This is a genomic window from Pedobacter yonginensis (assembly GCF_003173595.1).
Taxonomy (GTDB): Bacteria; Bacteroidota; Bacteroidia; order Sphingobacteriales; family Sphingobacteriaceae; genus Pedobacter; species Pedobacter yonginense.
Map to the genome: position 1 here is coordinate 850,776 of NZ_QGNZ01000002.1, position 22,134 is coordinate 872,909.

At 36.8% G+C, this 22,134-nt stretch carries 23 protein-coding genes and 1 tRNA gene; 14 read left to right on the top strand and 10 right to left on the bottom strand.

The genetic code is table 11. From position 1 onward, the window contains the following. Positions 1-9 precede the first annotated feature (9 nt). A complete protein-coding gene (locus DHW03_RS10480) occupies positions 10-516 on the top strand; it encodes a hypothetical protein (protein WP_133248521.1) in 507 nt (168 codons plus the stop codon). 45 nt (positions 517-561) lie between these two features. Beyond that, positions 562-1,230, top strand: coding sequence for a hypothetical protein (locus DHW03_RS10485; RefSeq protein WP_109925741.1), 669 nt, complete (start codon positions 562-564; stop codon positions 1,228-1,230). 52 nt (positions 1,231-1,282) lie between these two features. Here DHW03_RS10485 and DHW03_RS10490 read toward each other — a convergent pair whose 3' ends face one another. Further along, a complete protein-coding gene (locus DHW03_RS10490; RefSeq protein ID WP_109925742.1) occupies positions 1,283-1,690 on the bottom strand; it encodes a DoxX family protein in 408 nt (135 codons plus the stop codon). Between the two features lies 1 nt (position 1,691). Further along, a complete protein-coding gene (locus DHW03_RS10495; RefSeq protein WP_109925743.1) occupies positions 1,692-2,591 on the bottom strand; it encodes a S66 peptidase family protein in 900 nt (299 codons plus the stop codon). Positions 2,592-2,632: 41 nt separating this feature from the next. Here DHW03_RS10495 and metG point away from each other — a divergent pair, with 41 nt between their 5' ends. Together metG and DHW03_RS10505 are read left to right on the top strand one after the other, a co-directional pair. Beyond that, the gene (metG, locus tag DHW03_RS10500; protein ID WP_109925744.1) at positions 2,633-4,741 is read left to right on the top strand and encodes a methionine--tRNA ligase; all 2,109 of its coding nucleotides are present in this window, start codon (positions 2,633-2,635) and stop codon (positions 4,739-4,741) included. Positions 4,742-4,863: 122 nt separating this feature from the next. Then, a tRNA-Arg gene (locus DHW03_RS10505) sits at positions 4,864-4,935 on the top strand. Between the two features lie 353 nt (positions 4,936-5,288). Here DHW03_RS10505 and DHW03_RS10510 read toward each other — a convergent pair. Continuing rightward, positions 5,289-5,777: a hypothetical protein gene (locus DHW03_RS10510; RefSeq protein WP_133248522.1), complete on the bottom strand. Its 489-nt coding sequence runs from the start codon at positions 5,775-5,777 to the stop codon at positions 5,289-5,291. A 420-nt stretch (positions 5,778-6,197) separates the two neighbouring features. Next, on the bottom strand, positions 6,198-6,851 hold the full coding sequence (locus DHW03_RS10515) for a hypothetical protein (RefSeq protein ID WP_109925746.1): 654 nt from the start codon (positions 6,849-6,851) through the stop codon (positions 6,198-6,200). A 126-nt stretch (positions 6,852-6,977) separates the two neighbouring features. Here DHW03_RS10515 and DHW03_RS10520 point away from each other — a divergent pair, with 126 nt between their 5' ends. From DHW03_RS10520 to DHW03_RS10530, 3 genes are all read left to right on the top strand, one after another. Next, positions 6,978-7,265 carry a hypothetical protein gene (locus DHW03_RS10520; protein WP_109925747.1) on the top strand — a complete coding sequence of 96 codons (288 nt, stop codon included), beginning with the start codon at positions 6,978-6,980 and terminating at the stop codon, positions 7,263-7,265. Positions 7,266-7,541: 276 nt separating this feature from the next. Further along, the gene (locus tag DHW03_RS10525; RefSeq protein WP_109925748.1) at positions 7,542-9,902 is read left to right on the top strand and encodes an HsdM family class I SAM-dependent methyltransferase; all 2,361 of its coding nucleotides are present in this window, start codon (positions 7,542-7,544) and stop codon (positions 9,900-9,902) included. A 2-nt stretch (positions 9,903-9,904) separates the two neighbouring features. Beyond that, entirely contained in the window at positions 9,905-10,603 is a 699-nt protein-coding gene (locus tag DHW03_RS10530) for a hypothetical protein (protein WP_109925749.1), read from the top strand. A gap of 556 nt (positions 10,604-11,159) precedes the next feature. Here the strand turns inward: DHW03_RS10530 and DHW03_RS10535 are convergent. Continuing rightward, the gene (locus DHW03_RS10535; RefSeq protein ID WP_109925750.1) at positions 11,160-12,038 is read right to left on the bottom strand and encodes a hypothetical protein; all 879 of its coding nucleotides are present in this window, start codon (positions 12,036-12,038) and stop codon (positions 11,160-11,162) included. Between the two features lie 119 nt (positions 12,039-12,157). Here DHW03_RS10535 and DHW03_RS10540 point away from each other — a divergent pair, with 119 nt between their 5' ends. Then, positions 12,158-12,574 (top strand): helix-turn-helix domain-containing protein, encoded by a 417-nt coding sequence (locus tag DHW03_RS10540; RefSeq protein ID WP_109925751.1) that lies wholly within the window; start codon positions 12,158-12,160, stop codon positions 12,572-12,574. Between the two features lie 37 nt (positions 12,575-12,611). Here DHW03_RS10540 and DHW03_RS10545 read toward each other — a convergent pair whose 3' ends face one another. After that, on the bottom strand, positions 12,612-13,571 hold the full coding sequence (locus tag DHW03_RS10545; protein ID WP_109925752.1) for an HNH endonuclease: 960 nt from the start codon (positions 13,569-13,571) through the stop codon (positions 12,612-12,614). Positions 13,572-14,308: 737 nt separating this feature from the next. On the opposite strand from DHW03_RS10545, the gene DHW03_RS10555 reads away from it, so the two are divergent. From DHW03_RS10555 to DHW03_RS10565, 3 genes are all read left to right on the top strand, one after another. Beyond that, a complete protein-coding gene (locus DHW03_RS10555; protein ID WP_109925754.1) occupies positions 14,309-14,914 on the top strand; it encodes a GIN domain-containing protein in 606 nt (201 codons plus the stop codon). A gap of 176 nt (positions 14,915-15,090) precedes the next feature. Then, on the top strand, positions 15,091-16,095 hold the full coding sequence (locus DHW03_RS10560) for an aldo/keto reductase (protein WP_109925755.1): 1,005 nt from the start codon (positions 15,091-15,093) through the stop codon (positions 16,093-16,095). A gap of 65 nt (positions 16,096-16,160) precedes the next feature. Continuing rightward, positions 16,161-17,057: a helix-turn-helix domain-containing protein gene (locus tag DHW03_RS10565; protein ID WP_109925756.1), complete on the top strand. Its 897-nt coding sequence runs from the start codon at positions 16,161-16,163 to the stop codon at positions 17,055-17,057. Positions 17,058-17,143: 86 nt separating this feature from the next. Here DHW03_RS10565 and DHW03_RS10570 read toward each other — a convergent pair whose 3' ends face one another. Both DHW03_RS10570 and DHW03_RS10575 read right to left on the bottom strand, forming a co-directional pair. Further along, positions 17,144-17,749, bottom strand: a complete 606-nt coding sequence (locus DHW03_RS10570; protein ID WP_165825406.1) for a cupin domain-containing protein — start codon at positions 17,747-17,749, stop codon at positions 17,144-17,146. A 7-nt stretch (positions 17,750-17,756) separates the two neighbouring features. Beyond that, entirely contained in the window at positions 17,757-18,161 is a 405-nt protein-coding gene (locus DHW03_RS10575; protein ID WP_109925758.1) for a hypothetical protein, read from the bottom strand. A gap of 191 nt (positions 18,162-18,352) precedes the next feature. On the opposite strand from DHW03_RS10575, the gene DHW03_RS10580 reads away from it, so the two are divergent. Next, a complete protein-coding gene (locus DHW03_RS10580; protein WP_109925759.1) occupies positions 18,353-18,886 on the top strand; it encodes an OmpA family protein in 534 nt (177 codons plus the stop codon). Positions 18,887-18,933: 47 nt separating this feature from the next. Here DHW03_RS10580 and DHW03_RS10585 read toward each other — a convergent pair whose 3' ends face one another. Beyond that, positions 18,934-19,197, bottom strand: coding sequence for a helix-turn-helix domain-containing protein (locus DHW03_RS10585; protein ID WP_109925760.1), 264 nt, complete (start codon positions 19,195-19,197; stop codon positions 18,934-18,936). A gap of 103 nt (positions 19,198-19,300) precedes the next feature. Beyond that, entirely contained in the window at positions 19,301-19,750 is a 450-nt protein-coding gene (locus tag DHW03_RS10590; RefSeq protein ID WP_109925761.1) for a pyridoxamine 5'-phosphate oxidase family protein, read from the bottom strand. Positions 19,751-20,098: 348 nt separating this feature from the next. Here DHW03_RS10590 and DHW03_RS10595 point away from each other — a divergent pair, with 348 nt between their 5' ends. Both DHW03_RS10595 and DHW03_RS10600 read left to right on the top strand, forming a co-directional pair. Further along, entirely contained in the window at positions 20,099-21,298 is a 1,200-nt protein-coding gene (locus DHW03_RS10595; protein ID WP_109925762.1) for a GAF domain-containing sensor histidine kinase, read from the top strand. Between the two features lie 104 nt (positions 21,299-21,402). After that, positions 21,403-21,987, top strand: a complete 585-nt coding sequence (locus tag DHW03_RS10600; protein WP_109925763.1) for an RNA polymerase sigma factor — start codon at positions 21,403-21,405, stop codon at positions 21,985-21,987. Positions 21,988-22,134 lie beyond the last annotated feature (147 nt).

Below are 22,134 nucleotides of genomic sequence, written 5' to 3' on the forward strand. Positions count from 1 at the left end.
TAAAGAAAAATGATGAAAAGATTATTATTATACGGATTGGCATTTGCTTCCATTTGTACGATTTTTACAAGTTGCATGCCAAAGGACGAATTGGTTTACACAGGTCCAACTGTTATCGAATTTAAAAACCACTTATTGAGTAGGGTTACAGCTAAACAACCTGCAGGTGTAACAGCCAATGCGGTATTAGCCAGAACAGCTAGTGTAAATACGCGCGGTACCGATACAATTTATGTGCAATTAGTAGGTCCACAAAGAACAGCAGCAACAGAAATTGGCTTTAGTGTTGCCACAACAAGCACAGCTGTTGCCGGTACACACTACAACTTCAGACCTGCTGGATCTAACAAGGTAACTATACCGGCTAACTCTTCAGTAGGCTATCTTTTAGTAGATATGATTCCTGGATCGGTTACTGGAACAGCAACTTTCCCATTAGTGTTAACACTAACGGGAAATGGCGATACCTTCCCTAGTGAGAACTATAAAACGTTTACACTAACACTTAGAAATTAAAATTTAACAACTATCCTCCATAATTGGGGGATAGTTTTTTTTCTTATGAAATATCTACTGAATCTTTTCCTGGTTTCTGTGTCTTTGTTAAGCGCAACAAATTGTTCTGCACAATTTTTATCTGATTTTAGAGGGAAGCCTGTGAATGAGCAGAGATATGTACAAGTAACTGGTTCGCCATTTTACGCAAAAAACTTCTTGAAAGGTGAAGTTGCTTTTTCAAACAAGAACATCAAAAATGTAAAAGGCTATTTAAACTACGATCAGATACAAGGCATTATTCTTTTTAAGCCCAACTTTGAAAATCAATCTGCCACCGAAATCATAGATCAAGTAGATAAGTTTACGGTAACTCCAGACAATGGAGTGCCTGTAAATTTCATTTCTTTAGGATCAATCGGACTTGATGGAGATTCTGGTTTTGCTGAAGAGCTGCTGTCTGGTAAGGTGAAGCTTTTAAAAAGAGTTAAAAAGAAGATCATTGAAACCCAAGTGTATAACTCTGCAAATGTAGAGAAAGCAGTTGTTCAAGAAACCAATTATATCTTAGTGAAAGATAACAAGCCGATGGTTCTTAAACAAGATCGAAATAGCTTCTTGTCTGCTTTGGCTGATAAAGAAGATGCGATAAAAAAGTTTCTTAAAGACCAAAAAGTTAACTTTAAGCAAGATGAAGATGTGGTAAAGTTATTGAACTATTACACAAGCCTCTAAGCATTTCGATTGCCTAAAACACTTAAATAATAGCCCAATAACATTAAGCTGTTTATTTCTTATCTACACTGTATTTCCCTGGGCCGATAAAAATCAAGCTTAAAAAAACAATGCCCATTTCAATCGCGTGGCTCGCAGCTTGCAAACCCTCTCCATTGTTAAGATGACCAAGCGCAGCAATAGCCATTGTAAATACCAATAGGATACAAACCGGACGAAAGAATAAGCCCAAAATTAAAAGAAAGCCTCCAAAAGTTTCGGTAGCGGCAGCCATAAAGCCCCAAAATACGGGCAGAAAATTGATTCCAACTACCTTCATACTACCACCCAAGCCAGTCCAGCCCTCTGGCCCACCGGCCAATTTTGGAAATCCATGTGTAATAAATAAAATTCCGATTCCAATGCGCAATAAGAGCAAGCCTGTATTGCGGTATTTTCCTAAGTTTTCTAAAATAGCCATATTATAAATATCTAAAAGTTACTGTTTTTGTATCTACTGTTAATTCTATTGGTGCACCTAAGTTCATGCTCATGTTGTTGTTTATATGTCCGGTAGGGAAGTTAAAACAAATCGGATATTCGTAATCCTTAACAATTTCCCAAATCACTTCATCGGCCGTTTGCCCAAAAGAAATTTTTTCTTCCTCAATCTCATTAAAGGCACCAACTATCAAACCTTTTAATTTGCTTAGCTTTCCTGCTCTTTTAAGCATACGCAACATTCTATCGATAGCGTACTCGTGCTCACCAACGTCTTCCAAAAATAAAATTTTATCATTAAAATCCATTTCGGATATCGACCCCTGCATCGTACACAGTAGGGTTAAGTTTCCGCCTATTAAAATGCCTTCGCAAGCGCCTATTTTGTTTTTAAAGGTACTAGTGTAGGAATAGGATTCTTTTTCGCCGAATAGGGCTTTCTTTAAAGAAAGTAAAGATTCTGGAGTAGCATCTTCAAAAGTGTAGGGCATTTGGGCATGTAAACATTGGGTGTTTGTTGCAGCAATGATATGCGAAAGTAAAACCGTAATGTCGCTAAAGCCGACAAACCATTTCGGGTTTTCCTCAAATTTACTAAAATCCAGCGCATCAATAATTCGGATGCTTCCATATCCCCCACGGCCAGATATGATGGCTTTTATGCTATCATCATCCAAAAAACGTTGAATATCTTTGGTGCGTAGGGCATCTGTTCCGGCAAATTGATGGTGGCTCGCATACACGCTATCGCCTATAATAACTTCTAATCCCCAGCTTTCTAAAACGTTTATGGCGTAATGGATAGATTTGGGTAATTTCTTTGCCGGACAAACCAAGGCAATCTTATCTCCTATTTTTAAATACGGTGGCTGCTTAATCATTCTTCAAAACACTTATCTTTGCCAAATTAATAAAAATTGTTTTGGATAATAGTAAAATAAAAAGATATACCGTAACGGCGGCGCTTCCATACACCAATGGACCTGTGCATATTGGTCATTTGGCTGGAGTTTATATTCCTGCTGATATTTATGCCCGCTTTTTACGATCGAACAAACGCGATGTAAAATTCATCTGTGGATCTGACGAGAATGGCGTGCCCATTACCTTAAAGGCTAAGAGAGAGGGCATTACACCCCAAGAAGTGGTTGATAAGTACCATAAAATTATTGGCGATTCTTTTAAGGAATTCGGAATTTCATTTGATATTTACCACCGTACCTCATCCTTAACACACCACCAAACCGCAGCCGATTTTTTTGAAACCCTGTACGATAAAGGGGTTTTTACAGAGGAGGTAACCGAACAATACTATGATCCAACAGCCAAACAATTTTTAGCCGATCGCTATATTACAGGTACTTGTCCTAACTGTGGTAACGAAAATGCCTATGGCGATCAATGCGAAAACTGCGGAACAACGCTAAATGCAACAGATTTAATTAATCCAAAATCTACCCTATCGGGCGATAAACCCATCCTAAAGGAAACCAAAAATTGGTTTCTACCTTTAGATAAATACGAAGCTCGCCTTCGCGAATATATTGAAAGCCATAAAGAATGGCGACCGAATGTTTACGGGCAATGCCAAAGCTGGTTAAATGCTGGCCTACAACCTAGAGCCATGACCCGCGATTTGGATTGGGGTGTTCATGTGCCCCTTCGTGATGCGGCGGGCAAAGTTTTATACGTTTGGTTTGATGCCCCTATTGGCTACATCTCTGCAACTAAAGAACTGTGCAATTACGCCAAACTGGATGTGTGGAATCCGAAGGCAGAAGAATATTACATCAGCAATTTTGAAAGTGATAAGTGCGATTGGGAAGAGTATTGGAAAAGTGAAGAAACCAAATTGGTTCATTTTATTGGTAAAGACAATATTGTATTCCACTGCATTATTTTTCCTGCAATGTTAATGGCGCATGGCGAATTTACACTGGCAGATAATGTGCCTGCAAATGAGTTTTTAAACCTTGAAGGTCAAAAAATATCGACTTCAAAAAACTGGGCGGTTTGGCTAAACGAGTATTTAAGAGAGATGGAAGGCAAGCAAGACGTTCTACGTTATGTATTGACTGCCACTGCGCCTGAAACGAAGGATAACGACTTTACCTGGAAAGATTTCCAAGCCAGAAATAACAATGAGCTGGTCGCCATTTTTGGAAATTTCGTAAACCGCGTTGTGGTACTTACCCATAAATACTTTAATGGTATTGTACCTACCTTGATGGAAATTACCCCTGTAGATCAAGCGGTTATTGATGAACTTGCCACATATCCGGCTAAAATTTCGGCCTCTATAGAAAATTATCGTTTTAGAGAAGCCCTGGCAGAAGTGATGAATGTGGCTCGTTTGGGGAATAAGTACCTTGCAGAAACTGAACCTTGGAAACTGATTAAAACAGATGAAGATCGGGTAAGAACTATTTTACACATCTCGTTGCAAATTGCTGCTAACCTTCAAATCCTTATTGAACCATTTTTGCCTTTTACAGAAGAAAAGCTGATGAAGATGCTTAAAAACGGTGGGCATACTTGGGATGCTGCAGGTGGAATCAATTTGCTAAAACGCGGACATGAAATTGGAGAAGCTGTACTTTTGTTCGAAAAGATTGAAGATGCCGAAATCGATTTCCAAATCGAGAAACTGAACAAGAGTAAAGCCAGCAATACCCTGCAAGCCGCAGAAGCTTTACCCCTTAAAGAAAATATCCAGTTTGATGATTTTTCTGCAATGGACATCAGGGTAGCGACCATTGTTGCCGCAGAAAAGGTTGCTAAAACCAAAAAGCTGTTGAAGCTTACTGTAAATACGGGTATTGATGAGCGTACCGTTGTTTCTGGCATTGCAGAACACTACCAGCCAGAAGAAATTATTGGTAAACAGGTGAGCATGATTGTGAATTTAGCGCCCCGCGAAATCAAAGGAATTTTATCGCAGGGGATGATTTTAATGGCAGAAAACGCAGAAGGCAAGCTTACCTTCGTGGCTCCTGTAGATCGATTTATAGAGGGTAGCGTAATTAGATAAAGGCTGTATAAGCTAAAGATAAAACCCAGCCAAGTTTAAAGGATGGGTTTTTTTATCCGTCGATTTAATAAATGAGTTTTAAATGCGGATGCGATTTTTTATTATCTTTGCACGCATTAAAAGGTCCCGTAGTTCAACGGATAGAATAGAAGTTTCCTAAACTTTAGATATGAGTTCGATTCTCGTCGGGACCACTCCTTTGGCCAGTAGTTACGTATAGCTGCTGGCTTTTTGGTTTGATGGGGCTAGAAAAGGGGCGAATCGTTTTGATTACAGGTGTGTAACAAACGCATAATTTGATTTATTATTAAAGCTTTAGCGTTATGAAAATAAACTTTCATAACGTATTCAAATGATCCAAATCTTTTGGTAAAACGGTTATTGAATGATAGCTTTACAATACTTCTCTAATTAGATAAGCATAATCCCACTACGATTAGATTCACTTAAATTTGACTATATTATTGCGTTAAAACTAAGATCAGATCTAAAGCTAGGTAAATAGACAGATGGAATTAAATCATCTTAATTTAAAAATATTAACTGTTTAAAGGGGGTTGCCAACAGTTTCAATATCGACTATATTATCAAAATCACATTTAGTACAATGTTCGATAAGTTTGTTATCATTTTTAATAGAATAAATTTCAAGACTCACGCTTCCACAATTTGGACATCGTGGTTGATGATCAAAGCCAACATATTTCATAAATAAATTCTCCAAAATAGAAACTGTTGAAGCAGCTAATATGGTACAGATTTTGACATCAGGAAAGTTTTTATAAGATGAATGAACAATTTCTGAAGCATAGCTCCAAGCGATGTCACTCATTTTTCTAGCGTAACTCCGTAGTGTTGCAATGCTTACACCAGGTGCATATTCATCAATGAATATTTTGGCAATACCTTTAAAGTCTCCTTTCTTTAACTGCTCGTCTTCAACAATTTTCGTGTTTCTTTTTGCGAGTTCTTGAGCCAAAGCTAAAAGACTCTCTCGACAAATTAACCCGATAGCCTGCATTTCTTCAGATTCCATACTAATATGTAAGCGATCTGATGCAAGTGTCAGTTTTCTTCTAATTGCATGAACCTCCTCAAGTTGAATAATCGCAAACGTAACGCTTGATAGCAATCCTATTGTTGCCGATCAATGTTTGATTACAGTTACCTAGTTTCTATCCCAAACATTATATCAGTAAGGAATGATAATATAGCACAAACTTATCTCCCATCGAACTAATCTAAATCATTCGAAATAGAATCAAGATTAACTCAGAATTAATTTTCCTATTTTAATGGTGTTTTCTTTGCCGAGGCGATCGATTGTTGTTTAATTCAGGGCAAGTTCCAGATTAGGGTTTATCGTTGCGCTCGAGCATTAATTTTATCTTGAATAACTTATTTGATTTTTATTTTATAGTCCAGGGTCTGGTTGATTCTGCTCTAGTCGATATAATTAGTCTAAATCATCATCTACTGGTATCGTTGATGTTTGAGTTAGCTTTTGTTCGGAAAAATAAGGAGCTATTGTTGATGTTTTGAAATATTTTATAGGAATGGCATAAAGCTTGACTAAGGCATCCAAGGTTGAAATCAGGTATTTTTTCTTCATAGCCTTGTGATTTAATTTAAACATCAAATGATAGAAAGATGCCCAAAAAATTGCAACTTCTTTCATCTTGACTTTTTTATTTGGCCCGATTAACGAATTACACCCGCTTTTTGGGAATAATTCAAAAGCCATATTCTCATTGACAGCAGCACAAGCCGAAAGAAATAACCTTCTGTACTTAAGTTTTCTATGTAATATACTTCCAAGTTCATTGTTGCTTATCTCCTCTAGGGTCAATTTAATTCCATCATTGTTTCCATGGCAAGAGATATGTAGAAACCTAAAATTTGATTCTACAAATTGGTTAATAAAATGTACAAATTCGTCATATGATCGAACATATACATATTCAACTGGAATACCTGAAAGTTGTAGAATACCATATAATATTTCGCCTTCCTTACTGCCTCTTTCATCTTCAAATTCCAAGCTTTCGATGATAAAAACACCTGGAATAGTTTTTTTTCTAACATCTGACCCGCTACCTTTTGTCTCCATGGTTTTAAGATTTTTGTGCAAATAAAAGAGATTTGCACTTTCAATTGAATTTTTAGCAATGAATAATTTATTAAGTAAAATACTTATAAAAGTTTAATTTTACTTTTCAAGAATAAATGCAAAGTTATGTCAAAAATTAAAGCAATCGGAAATGGTTTTGTCCAAATAGGCGATAGCCTCATCAATCTAAGGACATTTAAAGAAATTAACAAATATACGTTTGGGTATGATGAAGATCCAGAAGGGCATTCGGCATTCGGAATAATCGTTTCTCCGCTTACTCCTAGCGCACAATCATTGCAAAATGGAGTTGATGGATCATATTTTATTTCAACTTATGAAAGTGAAATGCAATCAGAATTTGAGGAAGATTTCGAAATAATTATTAAAGCCCTCAAAGACAATAATCCCTAGTTATCTTCATTTTAATAGTATTAAAGAAGTCAGAAGGTAAATAATAGTTTTTGTCTGAATAATTTAGTGTTTGTGTAAAGTAATACGCGAAAGATACTAATAAGGTATTTTATAATGAATTGGCCTATTAACCTGCATTTGGATAATTGTTTTAGGACGAATCCGGCATAGAGGTTCTAATCACTAAGCCTTGGGTTAGTAAATTACATATTTTATTTATGCAAATTGCAACAAGCATTAAGTAAATACATTTTAAAAATGCATTTTTGAGCACTAATGATAAATTTATCCGAAACGCTTACTTGGAAACAAAAATTTGGGTTACTTCCTATTCATTTGCGCCCATTAATTAATGATTCAACATTTGTTCTTCTAAATGGGGGGAACGGAGATTTTTGTTTGCAAACAGAGAATTATGATGACCTAACTCCCGATTATTATTCAAAATCATGGTCAAGCAGCACAAAAAACTTTTTGGTTCTTGATCAAGGATTGGTCAAAATTTTTAATTGGGAAAAAAATGTATATGAGGAAATATCGCAAGATGTTGTAAAGGCAAATTTTAACAAATTCTATCAATATTTACTTTCAAACAGTCGTAGGTCTGATAAAGATGTTGTTCCTTTCATAGTAGACATATTTAGACAAATGCGGAACTTAACGAGGGAGAAAACAAACCCAGTAGAAGCGCTGAATTTACTATTTGTTCTTCTCAGTAGTTTAGAGGATGATTACTTGGATCTTGATGAAAATAAGTGGAATCTAAATAAAGTTGATATCCCTGATAACTTTGGTTTCTTTGTGGATAAAATTAATAAAGGAATTAATAATATTAAACCAGAGTTCGATATTATTATACGTCATTCCGCAGGTATGCTTTTTCAAGAAGCCCAAAAAGAAGTATTTTATTTTAGTAGTCAGAGAGACCTATTTGGAGGGGTATCTAGTACTCTGGAAACAATTAGTTCTTCATATTCGAGTATTCACTATACTCCTCCATATTTATCAAGAACCATTGTAGAAAACGCATTACGCCAATTAGATTTATCAAAAACTAGTCTTAAAATACTAGATCCGTCCTGCGGTTCATCTGAGTTTCTTGTCGAAGTTCTGAAACAATTGCGAGAACTCAAATACCAAGGAGAATTAGAGGTAATCGGTTTTGACTCGTCACAAACTGCAATAAATACATCGAACTATTTACTTAGGTATGAGCAAAGGACAATTTGGAGAGATCAATTGAAATTTAAATTTCTTATTGTTGAGGATTCTCTGAGAGAGTCTTGGGATAATGATTACGATCTAATCTTAATGAATCCTCCATTTGTATCTTGGGAATTATTATCAAATAGCATAAATAGAGACGCAGTTCAACATACGTTGGGTTCCAATTTCATTGGTAAGCCAAATCAAGCTAGCGCATTTTTCTACAAATCAATACAGTCTTTAAAGGATGGTGGTGTGATTGGATGCGTTATTCCCTCGTCATTATTAACATTGGACTCATATAAAAAATTGAGAGATGAAATAAGTCAAATTATTTCTTTCTCATTGCTTGGGAAGCTTGGTAATTTTGTTTTTGAAGATGCTCTTACAGATGTAAGCATAATTATTGGAAATAAGCCTAAAAAAATGTCTATGCCTACTCTACTTTGGACTCAAAATCAAAAAGGAGTAGCTCAAGAGGCACTTAGGGATTTAAGAAAAATGTCCTATTCAAATGAATTAAGTATGAGCTCTGACTTATACAGTATTTACCAGCCGCTAAAATTCCCGATAGTAAAGAATACATGGAAACCAGTTTCTTCAAGTGAACATGAGTTATTAACTAGCCTTGATTTATTAGTCGCTGAAGGAAGACTAAGCACTATCGGTCAGATTTTTAAGGTTCAGCAAGGGATTAGGCAAGGAGCTAAAAATATTTTCAAAATTACAGAAGCTGAATATTCGAAGCTATCTATAAAAGAGAAAGGATATTTTCGATTGGTAGCAGATAATGAAACTATCAGGTATGGCCAATTCCAAAGTCCCAAAACATTTATTTGGTATCCTTATGATAGGAATGGCGTAGTCTTAAAAACAGTTGATGACGTAATTAAAAATGCACAATTCTCCTACGAGACAATGCTTTTGCCTAATGAGGGTTTATTAAAAAAACGCGCGGGAATTACCGAATGGTGGGGCCTTACAAGGCCACGAAATTGGCAATTTGAAAGACAACCCAAGATTTTATCTGCTGAATTTGGAAGCTCCAGTTCATTTGCATTTGACAAGATTGGTCATTACGTTGTAGAACGCGGTAATGCGTGGATTTTAAACGACTTATCAGATGAGAATGACTACTACTTTTATTTATCCCTTTTTTCAAGTCCCTTTTTTGATAGACTTTTATCCATTTACTCAAAGCAACTCGCGGGAGGGAATTGGTATGATTTAGGTAAGATGTATACAAGTCAGATTCCAATACCAGAAATTTTTAGATCTCAGGAAGCATCCGAAGACTTAAATAAGTTACATTCGGGTTCACATATCTATGCGCGTCTAGTAGAAATTGGTGTTCAAATCTCCGAAGGTAGCTTTTTTGATAAAAGAGTTTTAGATGACTGGATACAGCAGTATTTATATCCTCGAATATAATAATGGATAATCTAATCAATCGCCTCCAACAATCTATTCAAGATTATTTCCCAGACAATGTTTTTATCAGAAAAGATGGTTTTGGAATTTATAGGTTAGTTTCAAATAATATTAGTGATGCAAAAGATTTGCACAAAAATTATCTTGAGGATACAAAAGTTGTAAAATGGTATTTTGATTACTGGATAAAGATTATAATTCAATTTACTAAAATCGATATTGAATCGACGTACACAAACAAAAGTGGTATAACGAAGAAAGATTATCTAAATAATTTATCAAAAAACAACATCGAATTAAATAAGATGTTTTTTGAAACAAATATTTCTCTTTCTCTATTCAAGGGAGATTATGAAGTTACAACAAAAGTTCAGTTGTTTAGGGCAGAATGGGATAGCTATGAAAGCGTACAAAACAAACATCCACAACCGCACTGGCAATTTTATCAATTAAACGAATATCAAGATAAGTTAGATTCAGTATCATCGGATTCTAACTTCTTGTCAACTGTTAGTAGCTCTGTAGGCTTCAATGAATTTTTAAATAGCAAATTTGATTTTAAAAGGTTTCACTTTGCAATGAATGGGAATTGGATCAATAATGATAGTCACATTCACTCATTAAATTGCGAAGAAAAAATTGTTAAATGGTTGCCCGGACTTCTTTCTCATTTAAAAAGCCAAGTTGAACATTTGGAATAGCTGACAAATTAGTCAAGATTTTTAATCAGCCACATTACGCTCATAGTGATAGTTATTTGGAAGAATAAAAACTTAAATATTCATTAGGACTTAGGGAGTAAAAAAGGGAATGTAATTTGATTAGATCTGGACTTTTTTGAACAGAAGTGACTCAATTTAAACATGCTCTGAGGATGATTTTTTTATCGTCGGGACCACTTCCTTAGATTCAAACCAGAACATTGTTGCGCAAATCGTTGATTTTAAGGCTTTGTTTTGGTTTTTATAACACATTAAGACTCGTTTTCAATCATTCTGAATGGTAAATTTTAGTGAGTCGAAAACTGATGATTTTTGTAAAATACTGTAGGTCAGTGGATTGACTGAAACGTCAAAACCGGAATTATTCTGAAATGCTCGGGTGCTGGATTATTTTTTAAGATACTGCTTTACAGCCCGTCCGACTGACGAACATCTTGATGACTTCACTAGTGCAATTTTCATCGCGAAAGTAGAGCGAATCTATAATGAAATCCTTTTTAAAAAAACCGAATTAGGGATATGAGGAATTATAGTATTAGCAACTCGCCTCCATTTCTGCATGCTTTACATTTTGCAATTTAAACTCTGCTATTTTGTGCATGCAAAGCGTTTCCGTGAGTTCGAAGAATGCATAAGCCTTTGATAGGAGTTTATTTGCATCGGCAGCATTCACCTTAAAGTTCCGATTGAATTTGGCCTGGGCAGAACTTCTCAATAAAATATCAAGTAGCTGGAAATCTTCATTTGTACTACTAAACAGCTTAGCAGGTTCTTCAGAGAAGCAGCAACATAAATCGAGCTGCTGAGCTAAATGTTGGAGACCATACGGATAGCCAAGATGAACCCGAATTAACGTTAGGCTACATTGTTTAATCACTTGGTGAATCAAACAAACGGAAAGTGCATAATGGTGGTTCTTGTGGCAATCTGCTGCTGCAACTAGAAAACCCTTTGCCAATAAAATCCGACTTTCGAAATGCTTTTTTGCCTCTATATAGTTTTGGCTTGGGTTAAAAGGAATTTTAGCTTCTGGCAACAAAATCTCGCTACCATTGTACAGTAACTCCCCTTCATTAAATATAGTGATGAAACACCGGTTTTGCTTTTCAATACAAGCTTTAATGGTTTCGATGCCATGTGTAAGTATGGTAATTTTGCCGTGTTTAAAGTGTGCACGGCCAAAGTTTTGTGCTTCGTGGGCAATTATGGTTGAGCTTTCCAACACCATTAGCAGAAAGTAATGTGTCTTATACTGGTTTTGGCCAACGGCAAAGCAACCCGTACGAATATTGGATTTTGTAATGGTGCAAAATGAATAAATTTTTAAAGGTCTAAATTTTATTGCTAGTAACTCGATAAATATATTTAGCTCAGAAACAATAGCTTGTGTGTGGTTTAAGTTCGATAAGCGCATTAATTTTCAATTTTGTTCAAATGTCGAAATCAGCATTGCTGTAGCGAACCATAACAGCTTGTTTAATACAATAAGCTGGTTGTTTTTTACCAAAGGGAAATTTTAGATATATTTGGAATATGGAAACTTCAGATAAAAACACTCGCACGCACTTAGGACGTAAAATTTCTAGGATTAGAGAATTGCGAGGAATGAAACAAGAAGTGCTTGCAATAGAATTGGGTATTAGCCAGCAAGCCGTTAGTAAGATTGAGCAAAGCGAAGATATTGAGGATTCTACTCTGGAAAAAATTGCGAACATACTTGGTGTTACCGCTGAGGGAATAAAAAGTTTCAATGAAGAGACTATTTTAAATATAATTTCCAATACGTTCACTAGTAACGATAGCTCAACAATTAATGCGATAAATGTGCAGCCTAATTTTAATCCGATAGATAAAGTCGTCGAATTATTTGAAGAAAACAAAAAATTGTATGAAAGACTATTAGCAAGTGGAAGGGAAAAGGTTGAGATTTTAAGAAAAGGGTATAACTAAAAAATTTACTTTGTTATCTAAGGTTTCAGTTAGAAGCTTAGCTTTTGAAAACATGTTCCCTATGCCACTCAAGCGCATCCCTATCTGGAAAATGTATCTGTTTGTTCGGCAATAAAATCCTTCTTCCTGATAGTCCTTTCAAAGCATAAGCATGAGCTTCCTGTTCAATCACATGATCTGAAACGAGAATAGTGAAGTCGGTAGATATACTGACAAGTCCCCGATCAAATGCTCTGTGGAGATTTGGACATAAGGCAATTCCATTGGTTACCTTATCATCATGGGTTTGACTAAACGGTACAATGTGACAGGCATCAATAAAACTATGGCCAAAGGTACTGCTCAGCTGCATGCCTGTAAAACTGCATTGGTTGCCATATATTTTTGGCACCAGTTTTTTGAATAATCCGTTTCGAACAAATACATCTTCTTCGGTATTAATAATGATGCGTTTGTACTTGGCTTCGGGTTCGTTCAATACAAACTCTTCCTGATCATGCAAGTAACCTTCGCCATGTATTTTAGCCTCAATAAAAAGGGATTTATTTGATGCAAAATAGCGTTCGAGCAATAATGTTTTGAATACTTCTCTGATGCTTACATCCGTTAACAGCATAAATAAATGTGGGTCGAGATGGCCAAAAGCGCAAGTTTGACTGAGCTTTAACACAGACTTGATGGGAGCATTTATTTGCATCCCCAAGTATGGTTGCAAAACCCAGAACGGTTTACCTTCAACTTTATCAGTTTGCAAATGGTAAAAAGGCTGTGTAAAATCAGCCTGATGCAAAGTAGTTACAAGAAGTAACCAATTTTCTTTAAACGTAGCGACTAAATCGGCATTTACCTCAAATTGATTGTTGGGGACTAAACCTTTTTCAATAAGTTCGATCAGGCTGAGCAGTAAAATAGGTTTGTGTGGCGCTGGGCCATACTGAGTTACCCCCTGTTTAAGGCAATTAAAGGCAGTTAAATATTTTTGGATGGATGTGGTCAAGAAAGTTAAGAATTTTTTTAAGCTAGTGAAATGATGGCGTTTTGAATATTATTAGGCTAATCCATTTTAAGACATAATCAAAATTACTTCGAATTCATCTCCATGCACAACCTGAAACAATAAATTTCTACAAGGAGGATCCTCTAATTTATTGATTTTCTTTATTTCAAACGAATTATTTTAAATTGGACGGAAATAGCGAGTTCAAAGTAAGTCATTTAAAAATTATTTAGCATGAATTACGCACTTCAACATATAATAACCAGTTCGCTATTATCCACCATAAAATGCCATAAGCTACTTCAACCCCCTCCTCGCTGTTATAATCCCATTGTTAATTTCTCGTACGTTAAGACTTCGTGCATCCTATTCGTTGGGACTTTAGGTTTTTGTGCATATACACCTCCCAGCGAGTTCAGATTTATCAAAAGGATAAAGCAAATGGTCGCGAAGCTGAAGGTTTATATTATTCCTTTTAAAGCTTAAAGCAACATGCCCATTTTTGAAATGTAAATCGTTTTACTACCAAACGTTTAATGCAAAAGCTTTATTACCTATAAAATTAGGTGAGCTTGGCTTCATGATTCGTTCTATGAGCAGTTTTTGGTCGAGAAAATACGGGCGTTGGTCTAGAAGGTTATCCTTCTGGTATAATACGGCAATTTTGCTTGCAACGTTTTGGGCTTCACCACGTCTTATTACCAAAAAACAATAAAGAAACTTAAAAACATAAAACCATGAAAACATTAGCCAAAACATTATTCGCAACAGCATTAACAGCAGTATTATTTGCTTCATCAGCCGCCACAACTTTCGCAGCAGAGCCAGCACCATTAGTAAAAACAACTTCCATTAAAAATGTAAATCGCATTTGGGTAAGTGGTAACGTAAAGGTTGTGCTTACACAGGGTAACGAGCAAAGCATCAGCGGTTCTGATAATTTTGATCCCAACTTAACTTCGGTAATCAGCAAAGGGAATAGCCTGTACATCAACTCAATGGAAAACCAACAGGTAACCTTAAACATCACCTTGAAAGATTTAGAACGTATCGAAGCTTATGGTCAATCGGTGGTGGTTACCAACAACAACTTCGATATAAAATACCTTCAACTTTTCTTATACCAAAGTGCTACCGCAAAAATTAAAGCTACTACAGGCAGTTTATACACTGTAGTTAAAGATGATGCTGTGTTAAAGTTAAACGGAACTTCGTTAAACAGCACCTTAGTGGCTACCAATATGAAGAACATCAAAACCACAAACTTTGCAAGCGCACGTTCAGAAGCCTACCAAACGGAGGCCTTGGCGAGTGATAAAATTGCCCTTCGCCTATCAAAATAAAAAATACCCTATCGAAAAACGTACAGCTGCCTCAAAAGGGCGGCTGTTTTTGTTTAAGAAAAGCCAGAAACGGTAGGTGTGCATCAACATCCTTGTTTTGCATACAGAATTAGTGGCTTTGCATACAGCTGGGGGTTTGAGCTTTTGCAATTTTGTATCATCAAAAAAGCAAAACTATGGACATTAAAAAGATAAAACTAGGCACTCAAGGATTGGAAGTTGCCGAGATGGGTTTAGGCTGTATGGGCATGACGGGATTTGAAGATGCACACATGTATGGCCCAGCCGATGAACAAGAAGCCATCGCAACCATACATCGATCTTTAGAATTGGGTGGCAATTTTTTAGATACGGCCGATTTATATGGCCCTTTTAAAAATGAACAGCTTATTGCGAAAGCCATTGCAGGCAAGCGCAATCAATACACCATCGCCACCAAATTTGGTTGGGAAATTAACGATGAGAATAAAGTAACCTGGGCAATAAAAGCTACAAAAGCATACGTGAAGAAATCGGTAGAGCGATCGCTCAAAAACCTAAATACCGATTACATCGATCTGTATTATTTACATCGCTTGGACAGAAATACACCGATTGAAGAAACAGTAGGTGCTATGGCCGAATTGGTGAAAGAGGGAAAAATTGGCTACATCGGTTTGTCAGAAGTTTCATCTGAAACTGTCCGGAGCGCACATGCCGTTCATCCCGTTACGGCAGTACAAAGCGAATATTCTTTGTTTGAAAGAACGGTAGAAGAACGTGGAGTATTGGAAACCCTAAAAAGTTTGGGCATCGGCTTTGTTGCCTATTCCCCATTGGGTCGTGGGTTTTTGTCTGGAGCAATTAAAAGTATAGATGATTTGCCCGAAAATGATTTCCGCAGGGCCATCCCACGTTTTCAAGAGGAGCATTTCCACAAAAACATTAAATTAGTGGAGGCGATTAACAACTTGGCTGATGAGAAAAACATCACTCCTGCGCAACTTGCACTGGCTTGGGTGATGAGTAAGGGCATTTTACCCATCCCCGGAACAAAAAGAAGAAAATACCTTGAACAAAATCTGGTGGCAGCTAACATTCAATTAAGTGATGCTGATTTGCTTAGGCTGGAAAGCATCGTGCCATTGGGTACTGACACCGGTAAACCTTATGATGAGTTTAGCATGGGGCTAATCGATTAACTTAAAGAGGCTGCATTTTTACACAGCAGCCTCATTTTGCATCCTTTTATACTTAATTTAGTAAAATGAACACCATAAAATCCATCTCTCAGTTTCATCGTTTGCTTTCTCTCCCCGAACCCTTACACCCCTTGGTGAGTGTAATCAATCTTTCAGACTGTGTTTTTTTAGAAGATGAGATTTGGAAGGGCTTTGTAAACCGCTTTTATTGCGTTGCTTTGAAGAGAGAAGCAACTGGTAAAATTAGATATGGCCAACAGCATTATGATTACGATAAAGGTGTACTGAGTTTTACTGCACCCAACCAAGTACAGTATTTGGATTTAAAAAATATAGAATGCGGATCTGGTGATTTACTGATTTTTCACCCTGATTTTTTATTGAAGCACCCCCTTGCCACAAACATTAATAATTACGGTTTTTTCTCTTATGCGGTAAATGAGGCGCTACATTTATCGGCAGAGGAAGAAGAAAATTTGATTGCGATATTGAAGAAGATTAGCAAAGAATGTTTGCATATTGATCGGCATACGCAAGAAATTATTCTCTCGCAGATAGAGCTTCTGCTTAATTATTCCAACCGCTTTTACGAGCGGCAATTTATTACCCGCAAAAATAACAACCACCAATTGCTGGCGAAGTTTGAACAGCTTTTACACCAATATTTTGATGCCAATAGCACGGCAGAACAGGGCTTACTTACGGTACAACACATCGCCGGACTGATGAATCTTTCGCCAAATTACCTGAGCGATTTGCTCCGAGTGCATACCGGACAAAATACCCAACAGCACATTCATGAAAAGTTGATTGATAAGGCTAAAGAGAAACTGGCAACGAGTGATTTATCCATTAGTGAAATTGCCTATGCCTTGGGTTTTGAACACGCCCAATCCTTCAGCGCACTCTTTAAAAAGAAAACCAACCTATCGCCTTTAGAATTTCGACAATCTTTTAATTAAGCATGATAAAGATTGAAGCAAAAGTACAATGCTTTGATTTGAAGTAAATCATCCACACTTTATAGGCTTAAAAAGCAGTTTTTGTGTTAATTGCCAACTTGAACGTGTTGCAATATTGCGGTAACGGATGTTGAGGTGAGGGTAACGGTATGTGGTAAGTGAAGTGGAATTTGCATAAAATCTCCTGGGCCCATCTGTTGAGAAGTTGCACCAATGGTGCAGATGCACGTTCCTTTCAAAATCAGAAAACTTTCTTCTACATCCTCATGTACTTCCTCATCAATATCGGTTTCAGAAATTACTAAAACTTGCATTACGCCATCTTCATTTCGGAGTAGTTTTTCAAATCTTTTGGTTGGTTTATCCTTTGGCAAATCACCAGCAACTCGCGTCAACCATGCCTCAGCGCTTGAAAATGGGCTAATTAATGGAAGCTCGCCTACATTCATTTGCTGTTCTGTTTGAAGGCTGGCAAAAACCTTTTCCATCTTCATCTCAAACGCAGCACTTGGTTTTATGGCATTTTTTAAGGCATCCTCTTCAAAAAAAGTTTCTAGTGCATTTATTTCGGCAGTAATTTCAGCATCATACATCGAGCGCATTTTTTCAACCGTGGCTATCCCTTCCTGATCGAGATTGCCCAATAGGTAGAGTTCAAGTAAGCCACTTTCTAAAAATCCTGCTAAATCCATTTTCATATTATCCTCTCAAATGATGTCTTAACTTGCCAATTACCTCTACCAAACTGATTCCCAATAACCCAGCGGCCTCTTTCGGACTAAATCCTTCGCACAGGATGAGTTGTACCGGACAACGCTCCTCTATGCTTTTCTTGATCGAAAAATCCAATAAATACTCTCTTGATATTTTTCTTGAAATGCGCAACAACCAAATGGATAATTTACCTTGTACCGCTCCGGTGGTTTTTACTTCCATCTCTGCCTGTTCAAAAACTCGCTTCATAAGTTCCAATGCCATGGATTTGTCTTTGCAGAAAGAGCTAAAACAGCCATATACCTGACAAGAATAACGATCGTAAAGCGCCGACTGAAAACCTTCGTTTTTTGCGTGCATGAGCTTCTTAAGATCTTCTTCACCAATCATTTTAAAGAGGTATTTAGGGATTTTTAAAGATAACAAAATCTTGATAAAAAGTATATATTCGAACCCTTTTCAGCTATTTATTGCTTCTCGAAATTTGGGTAGAACACAAGTTCTGTTAAAATGTATCGTTATATAGCTTTAAGTATAACCGCTTTTTAATGTAAAAGCACCCATTTCATAAAACCTAAAACATGAATTTTTCAAGAAATTTCTTTTTTACTACGCTTATTGGATTATCTACTTTAACACTTTATTCTTGCAAAACCAAGAAATTTGCAGCCAAACCAGAGCCTGCTCCAATTTCTCGGCCTACACCGCCAATCGAAGAAAAAAAGCCTCAGCCAGCGCCCGAAAAAGTAGTTGAAACACCAGCCCCTGTTGAGAAACCAAATTTTAATTTAGATAATATTCAATTTGAGTTTAACTCTTTTGTACTGAAAACTTCTTCGTTTCCAATTTTAGATAAAGCGGTAGCTGAAATGAAAAAAGCACCCGACACCAAATTTGTGCTCAATGGGCATTCATCTGCCGAAGGCACGCCGGAGCATAACTTGTCTTTATCTATCGATCGAGCAAATGCCGTTAAATCGTACTTCGTAAATGCGGGTTTAAATGCCTCTATCTTTACCATTGTGGGTCATGGAGAAAAGGAGCCCATTAGCAGTAATGCAACCGAAGAAGGTAGAATGTTAAATAGAAGAACAGAAATTAAAGTTCAAAATTAATTTTGTGTTTACATCAACCAAGCACCTCTGCAATAAAATAGGGGTGCTTATTTAATTTTTGAATTGATTGTGGCTAGAATTTGATCGAGTTTTTGTTGGCTGAAGTTATGTTTCCCGTTAAGCCACTGGGTTACTTCTGCAATTTGTATATCAACCAAAAGCGCCAGCCTATCGGCATCCAATCCTTTTTGTTTGAGAAGAGAAGTCACTTCCTCGGCGGTTTCTTGATTTATCTGAGTTAATTTTTCAATTGCCGGATTTCCATTTTCTTTAATCCAGTTGGCTACCAGATCCTCATTTTGGGTGCTCATTCGTTATGCTTTGCTTTTATTTTTCGGTATAATTTGGGCAAAGATATTAAATAGGCCTTTGGCAAAAATGATTTTTTAGTAAAAATTGAAACTGGCTTTGCGTTTAATACTTGCCTTGCTCGTGCGATTCATATTTCCCTGTAGCAGCTGTGAGCATAATTTTATACACCACAATGTCTTCGTGCTTCGCTGGATTGATTCCGTGCGAGGGTTCTTCTGATGGTCTATTGGTTAAAGGCATAATTCTGTGGATAATCCCTTGCATGGCTTGTTGCCGTTCTTCACCAAAAAGCTCTATAAAATGCCCAGATAAGATGGCACTTTTCCATCTAAAAGTGTCAACAATTTCATCCACCTCAAAGCAAACTTGAGGGTTGATGCGCATCATGTCGATTTTCTTACCATTTCCTGAATGGCTGTAAATTGCATTATCCTTATATACATAGTTAACTGGTACCACATAGGTTTCGCCATTTGCATGGCAACCCAATCTGCCGATTACCTGTTGTTCCAGAAAATCGATTAACGCTCCTTTGTTTAAATCGCCTAACATAAAATTCTAATTAAAATTCGGGCCAGTAATTTAGTTGATTTTACCAAGCACTTGCATACTGTAAATATGGAAACACATTAAGCCAGAATAAATGATGAGCATCATATTTTCAGGAGATGTAGATTAGTTTCGGTGAAGCATTGGCTTAACTTAAATGTTCAAAATTATTCAAAATGGTTATTTGATGGGTTGGAGAGGTTCTTCCCTTTTATTGTGCTTTGGTTTATCGATTTACATGTTGTTAAAAGAGATGTTCATTTTTAAATCAGAATTTCTACCCTTTTTTTATGCGTAAAAACACGATATTATTTTACTTACATTTGGATGTTTTAATCCCCGCAGTAAATAATGATCATCCCCGGTAAACCAGCAAATGAAATTGAAAGACTCAAAGCTATTGAATCTTATCAGATTGACAGTTGGGGTGCTGAGCAGGATTTTGATGAATTGACCCTGTTGGCTGCCGAGATTTGCCAAACGCCAATTGCTTTAGTAACGATTTTGGGTGAAGATAAGCAGTGGTTCAAATCGAGCTTTGGTACCGATTTAAAAGAATCTGCAAGAGAAGTTGCCTTTTGTTCGCATGCCATTTTAAACGACCGGGAGATTATGGTGGTTAATGATGCCCGAAAGGATGAGCGTTTTGTAAATAATCCTTTGGTAACTGGCGATACACGCATTGTTTTTTATGCTGGTGTGCCTTTGGTTAATCCCGAGGGTTACGCTTTGGGTACCATTTGTGTTATCGACCATGAGGAGAAAGATTTGAGTGAAAATCAACTCCGGGCACTTCGTATTTTAGGCAAACAAGCGTTGCACCAAATAGAGCTCCGTCGCAAACTGCAAGAGCTCGAAAAGGCTAACTTGGCATTAGTCGAAGCCAATACTTTTATCGAAAAATTTGCCCATCGGGTAGCCCACGACATTAAGAACCCCTTAACGAGTATCATTATGGCCGCAGATTCCATTCAGAAAAAGTTCGACTCTGAAGGTGATGACCGATCTGTTCGCTTAATTAATATTGCGCTTCGATCGGCAAGAAATCTGGTTACTTATGTGGATGATATGCTCGATTATTCAAAAAAGCCTGCCTCTCTTCTTACCGCACACGAAACTTTCGAACTTGATGAACTTTTTGAAAGGATCTTGCCCATGCTGAATGCTCCGCAAGAATGCAAGATCAGTTTGTCAAACTCTGCCAAAATTAAAAGTTCAAAAATAGCACTCGAACAGATTTTATTGAATCTTTTGAGCAATTCCATTCGCTACAACAACAAAAGCCAGCCCGAAATAGAATTGTGCTTTCGCGAAGATCACAGTCAGTATTACTTCAGCGTAAAAGACAATGGACGTGGGATTGAAAAAGATCAACTCGATAAAATTTTTGAAGAAGGCTTTACATCGGTAGAAAAAGATCGCTTTGGCAAAAAGGGTAATGGCCTGGGTTTGGATGCTGTAAGCAGTTTAGTAAAGAAAATGCAAGGCAAAATACATGCATCCTCAGAAATTGAAAAGGGAACAACCATTTCGTTTTCGCTACCTAGGTAGTTGTATCACCTTATTTAACAGCCTGTTGCCGCAAAAGTAAGAGCAATTTGGAATACCAAAAACATATTTAGGTTTAGCGTGTTGAACACCTATAACCTCTATCCATGATTGCATTTATACTTACAACCCCTAGTGTTAAATCATTACAAAAGCTTTCACTACCAGATGAGACTGTGCTCGCAGAAGGCTTGATTTCTGGTCAGTATGGTGCTTTCAATCAATTATATAAAATGTATGCACCTGCTTTATTGGGCATTATAAATAAAATTGTATTGCAGCAGGAAACTGCTGAAGATTTGCTTCAAGATACCTTTATTAAGATTAGAAAATACGCGTCAAGTTACGATCCATCAAAGTCTAGAATATTTACGTGGATCAGCCGAATTGCAAAAAATACTGCACTGGATCATCTTCGCTTAAAGATGAATAAAGACGGTGCCAAAAACATTTCACTTGATTTTGTTTCTGCCGAACTGGATACCAATTACACGCATTCTTTTAATCCAGAAACCATTGGATTGAAATCATTATTCAATACGCTTAACAGCAAACAGAAAGAAATTATAGATTTAATTTATTTTAAAGGCTACACGCATGAAGAAGTTGCCGAAAAATTAAATATGCCAATAGGCACTGTAAAAACGCGCATTCGAATGTCGATTCAAAAATTGAGATTGAGTTTTAATTAGTTTTTAAGTCAATAGCCCTCGGTTTAGGATAGCGCCTGTGCGCTTAAGCAATTCAAAACCTCTTTTAAAACATTTACGAACGGCGATTCGGTGTGGCAATAAGCGGTATTTATTTTAGATACTCAATTACAAAGGCTATATTTATTG

Coding starts and splice junctions, on each gene's coding strand:
- DHW03_RS10480 (WP_133248521.1), top strand. CDS start 10: ATGATGAAAAGATTATTATTATACGGATTGGCATTTGCTTCCATTTGT.
- DHW03_RS10485 (WP_109925741.1), top strand. CDS start 562: ATGAAATATCTACTGAATCTTTTCCTGGTTTCTGTGTCTTTGTTAAGC.
- DHW03_RS10490 (WP_109925742.1), bottom strand. CDS start 1,690: ATGGCTATTTTAGAAAACTTAGGAAAATACCGCAATACAGGCTTGCTC.
- DHW03_RS10495 (WP_109925743.1), bottom strand. CDS start 2,591: ATGATTAAGCAGCCACCGTATTTAAAAATAGGAGATAAGATTGCCTTG.
- DHW03_RS10510 (WP_133248522.1), bottom strand. CDS start 5,777: ATGGAATCTGAAGAAATGCAGGCTATCGGGTTAATTTGTCGAGAGAGT.
- DHW03_RS10515 (WP_109925746.1), bottom strand. CDS start 6,851: ATGGAGACAAAAGGTAGCGGGTCAGATGTTAGAAAAAAAACTATTCCA.
- DHW03_RS10520 (WP_109925747.1), top strand. CDS start 6,978: ATGTCAAAAATTAAAGCAATCGGAAATGGTTTTGTCCAAATAGGCGAT.
- DHW03_RS10525 (WP_109925748.1), top strand. CDS start 7,542: ATGATAAATTTATCCGAAACGCTTACTTGGAAACAAAAATTTGGGTTA.
- DHW03_RS10530 (WP_109925749.1), top strand. CDS start 9,905: ATGGATAATCTAATCAATCGCCTCCAACAATCTATTCAAGATTATTTC.
- DHW03_RS10535 (WP_109925750.1), bottom strand. CDS start 12,038: ATGCGCTTATCGAACTTAAACCACACACAAGCTATTGTTTCTGAGCTA.
- DHW03_RS10540 (WP_109925751.1), top strand. CDS start 12,158: ATGGAAACTTCAGATAAAAACACTCGCACGCACTTAGGACGTAAAATT.
- DHW03_RS10555 (WP_109925754.1), top strand. CDS start 14,309: ATGAAAACATTAGCCAAAACATTATTCGCAACAGCATTAACAGCAGTA.
- DHW03_RS10560 (WP_109925755.1), top strand. CDS start 15,091: ATGGACATTAAAAAGATAAAACTAGGCACTCAAGGATTGGAAGTTGCC.
- DHW03_RS10565 (WP_109925756.1), top strand. CDS start 16,161: ATGAACACCATAAAATCCATCTCTCAGTTTCATCGTTTGCTTTCTCTC.
- DHW03_RS10570 (WP_165825406.1), bottom strand. CDS start 17,749: ATGGATTTAGCAGGATTTTTAGAAAGTGGCTTACTTGAACTCTACCTA.
- DHW03_RS10575 (WP_109925758.1), bottom strand. CDS start 18,161: ATGATTGGTGAAGAAGATCTTAAGAAGCTCATGCACGCAAAAAACGAA.
- DHW03_RS10580 (WP_109925759.1), top strand. CDS start 18,353: ATGAATTTTTCAAGAAATTTCTTTTTTACTACGCTTATTGGATTATCT.
- DHW03_RS10585 (WP_109925760.1), bottom strand. CDS start 19,197: ATGAGCACCCAAAATGAGGATCTGGTAGCCAACTGGATTAAAGAAAAT.
- DHW03_RS10590 (WP_109925761.1), bottom strand. CDS start 19,750: ATGTTAGGCGATTTAAACAAAGGAGCGTTAATCGATTTTCTGGAACAA.
- DHW03_RS10595 (WP_109925762.1), top strand. CDS start 20,099: ATGATCATCCCCGGTAAACCAGCAAATGAAATTGAAAGACTCAAAGCT.
- DHW03_RS10600 (WP_109925763.1), top strand. CDS start 21,403: ATGATTGCATTTATACTTACAACCCCTAGTGTTAAATCATTACAAAAG.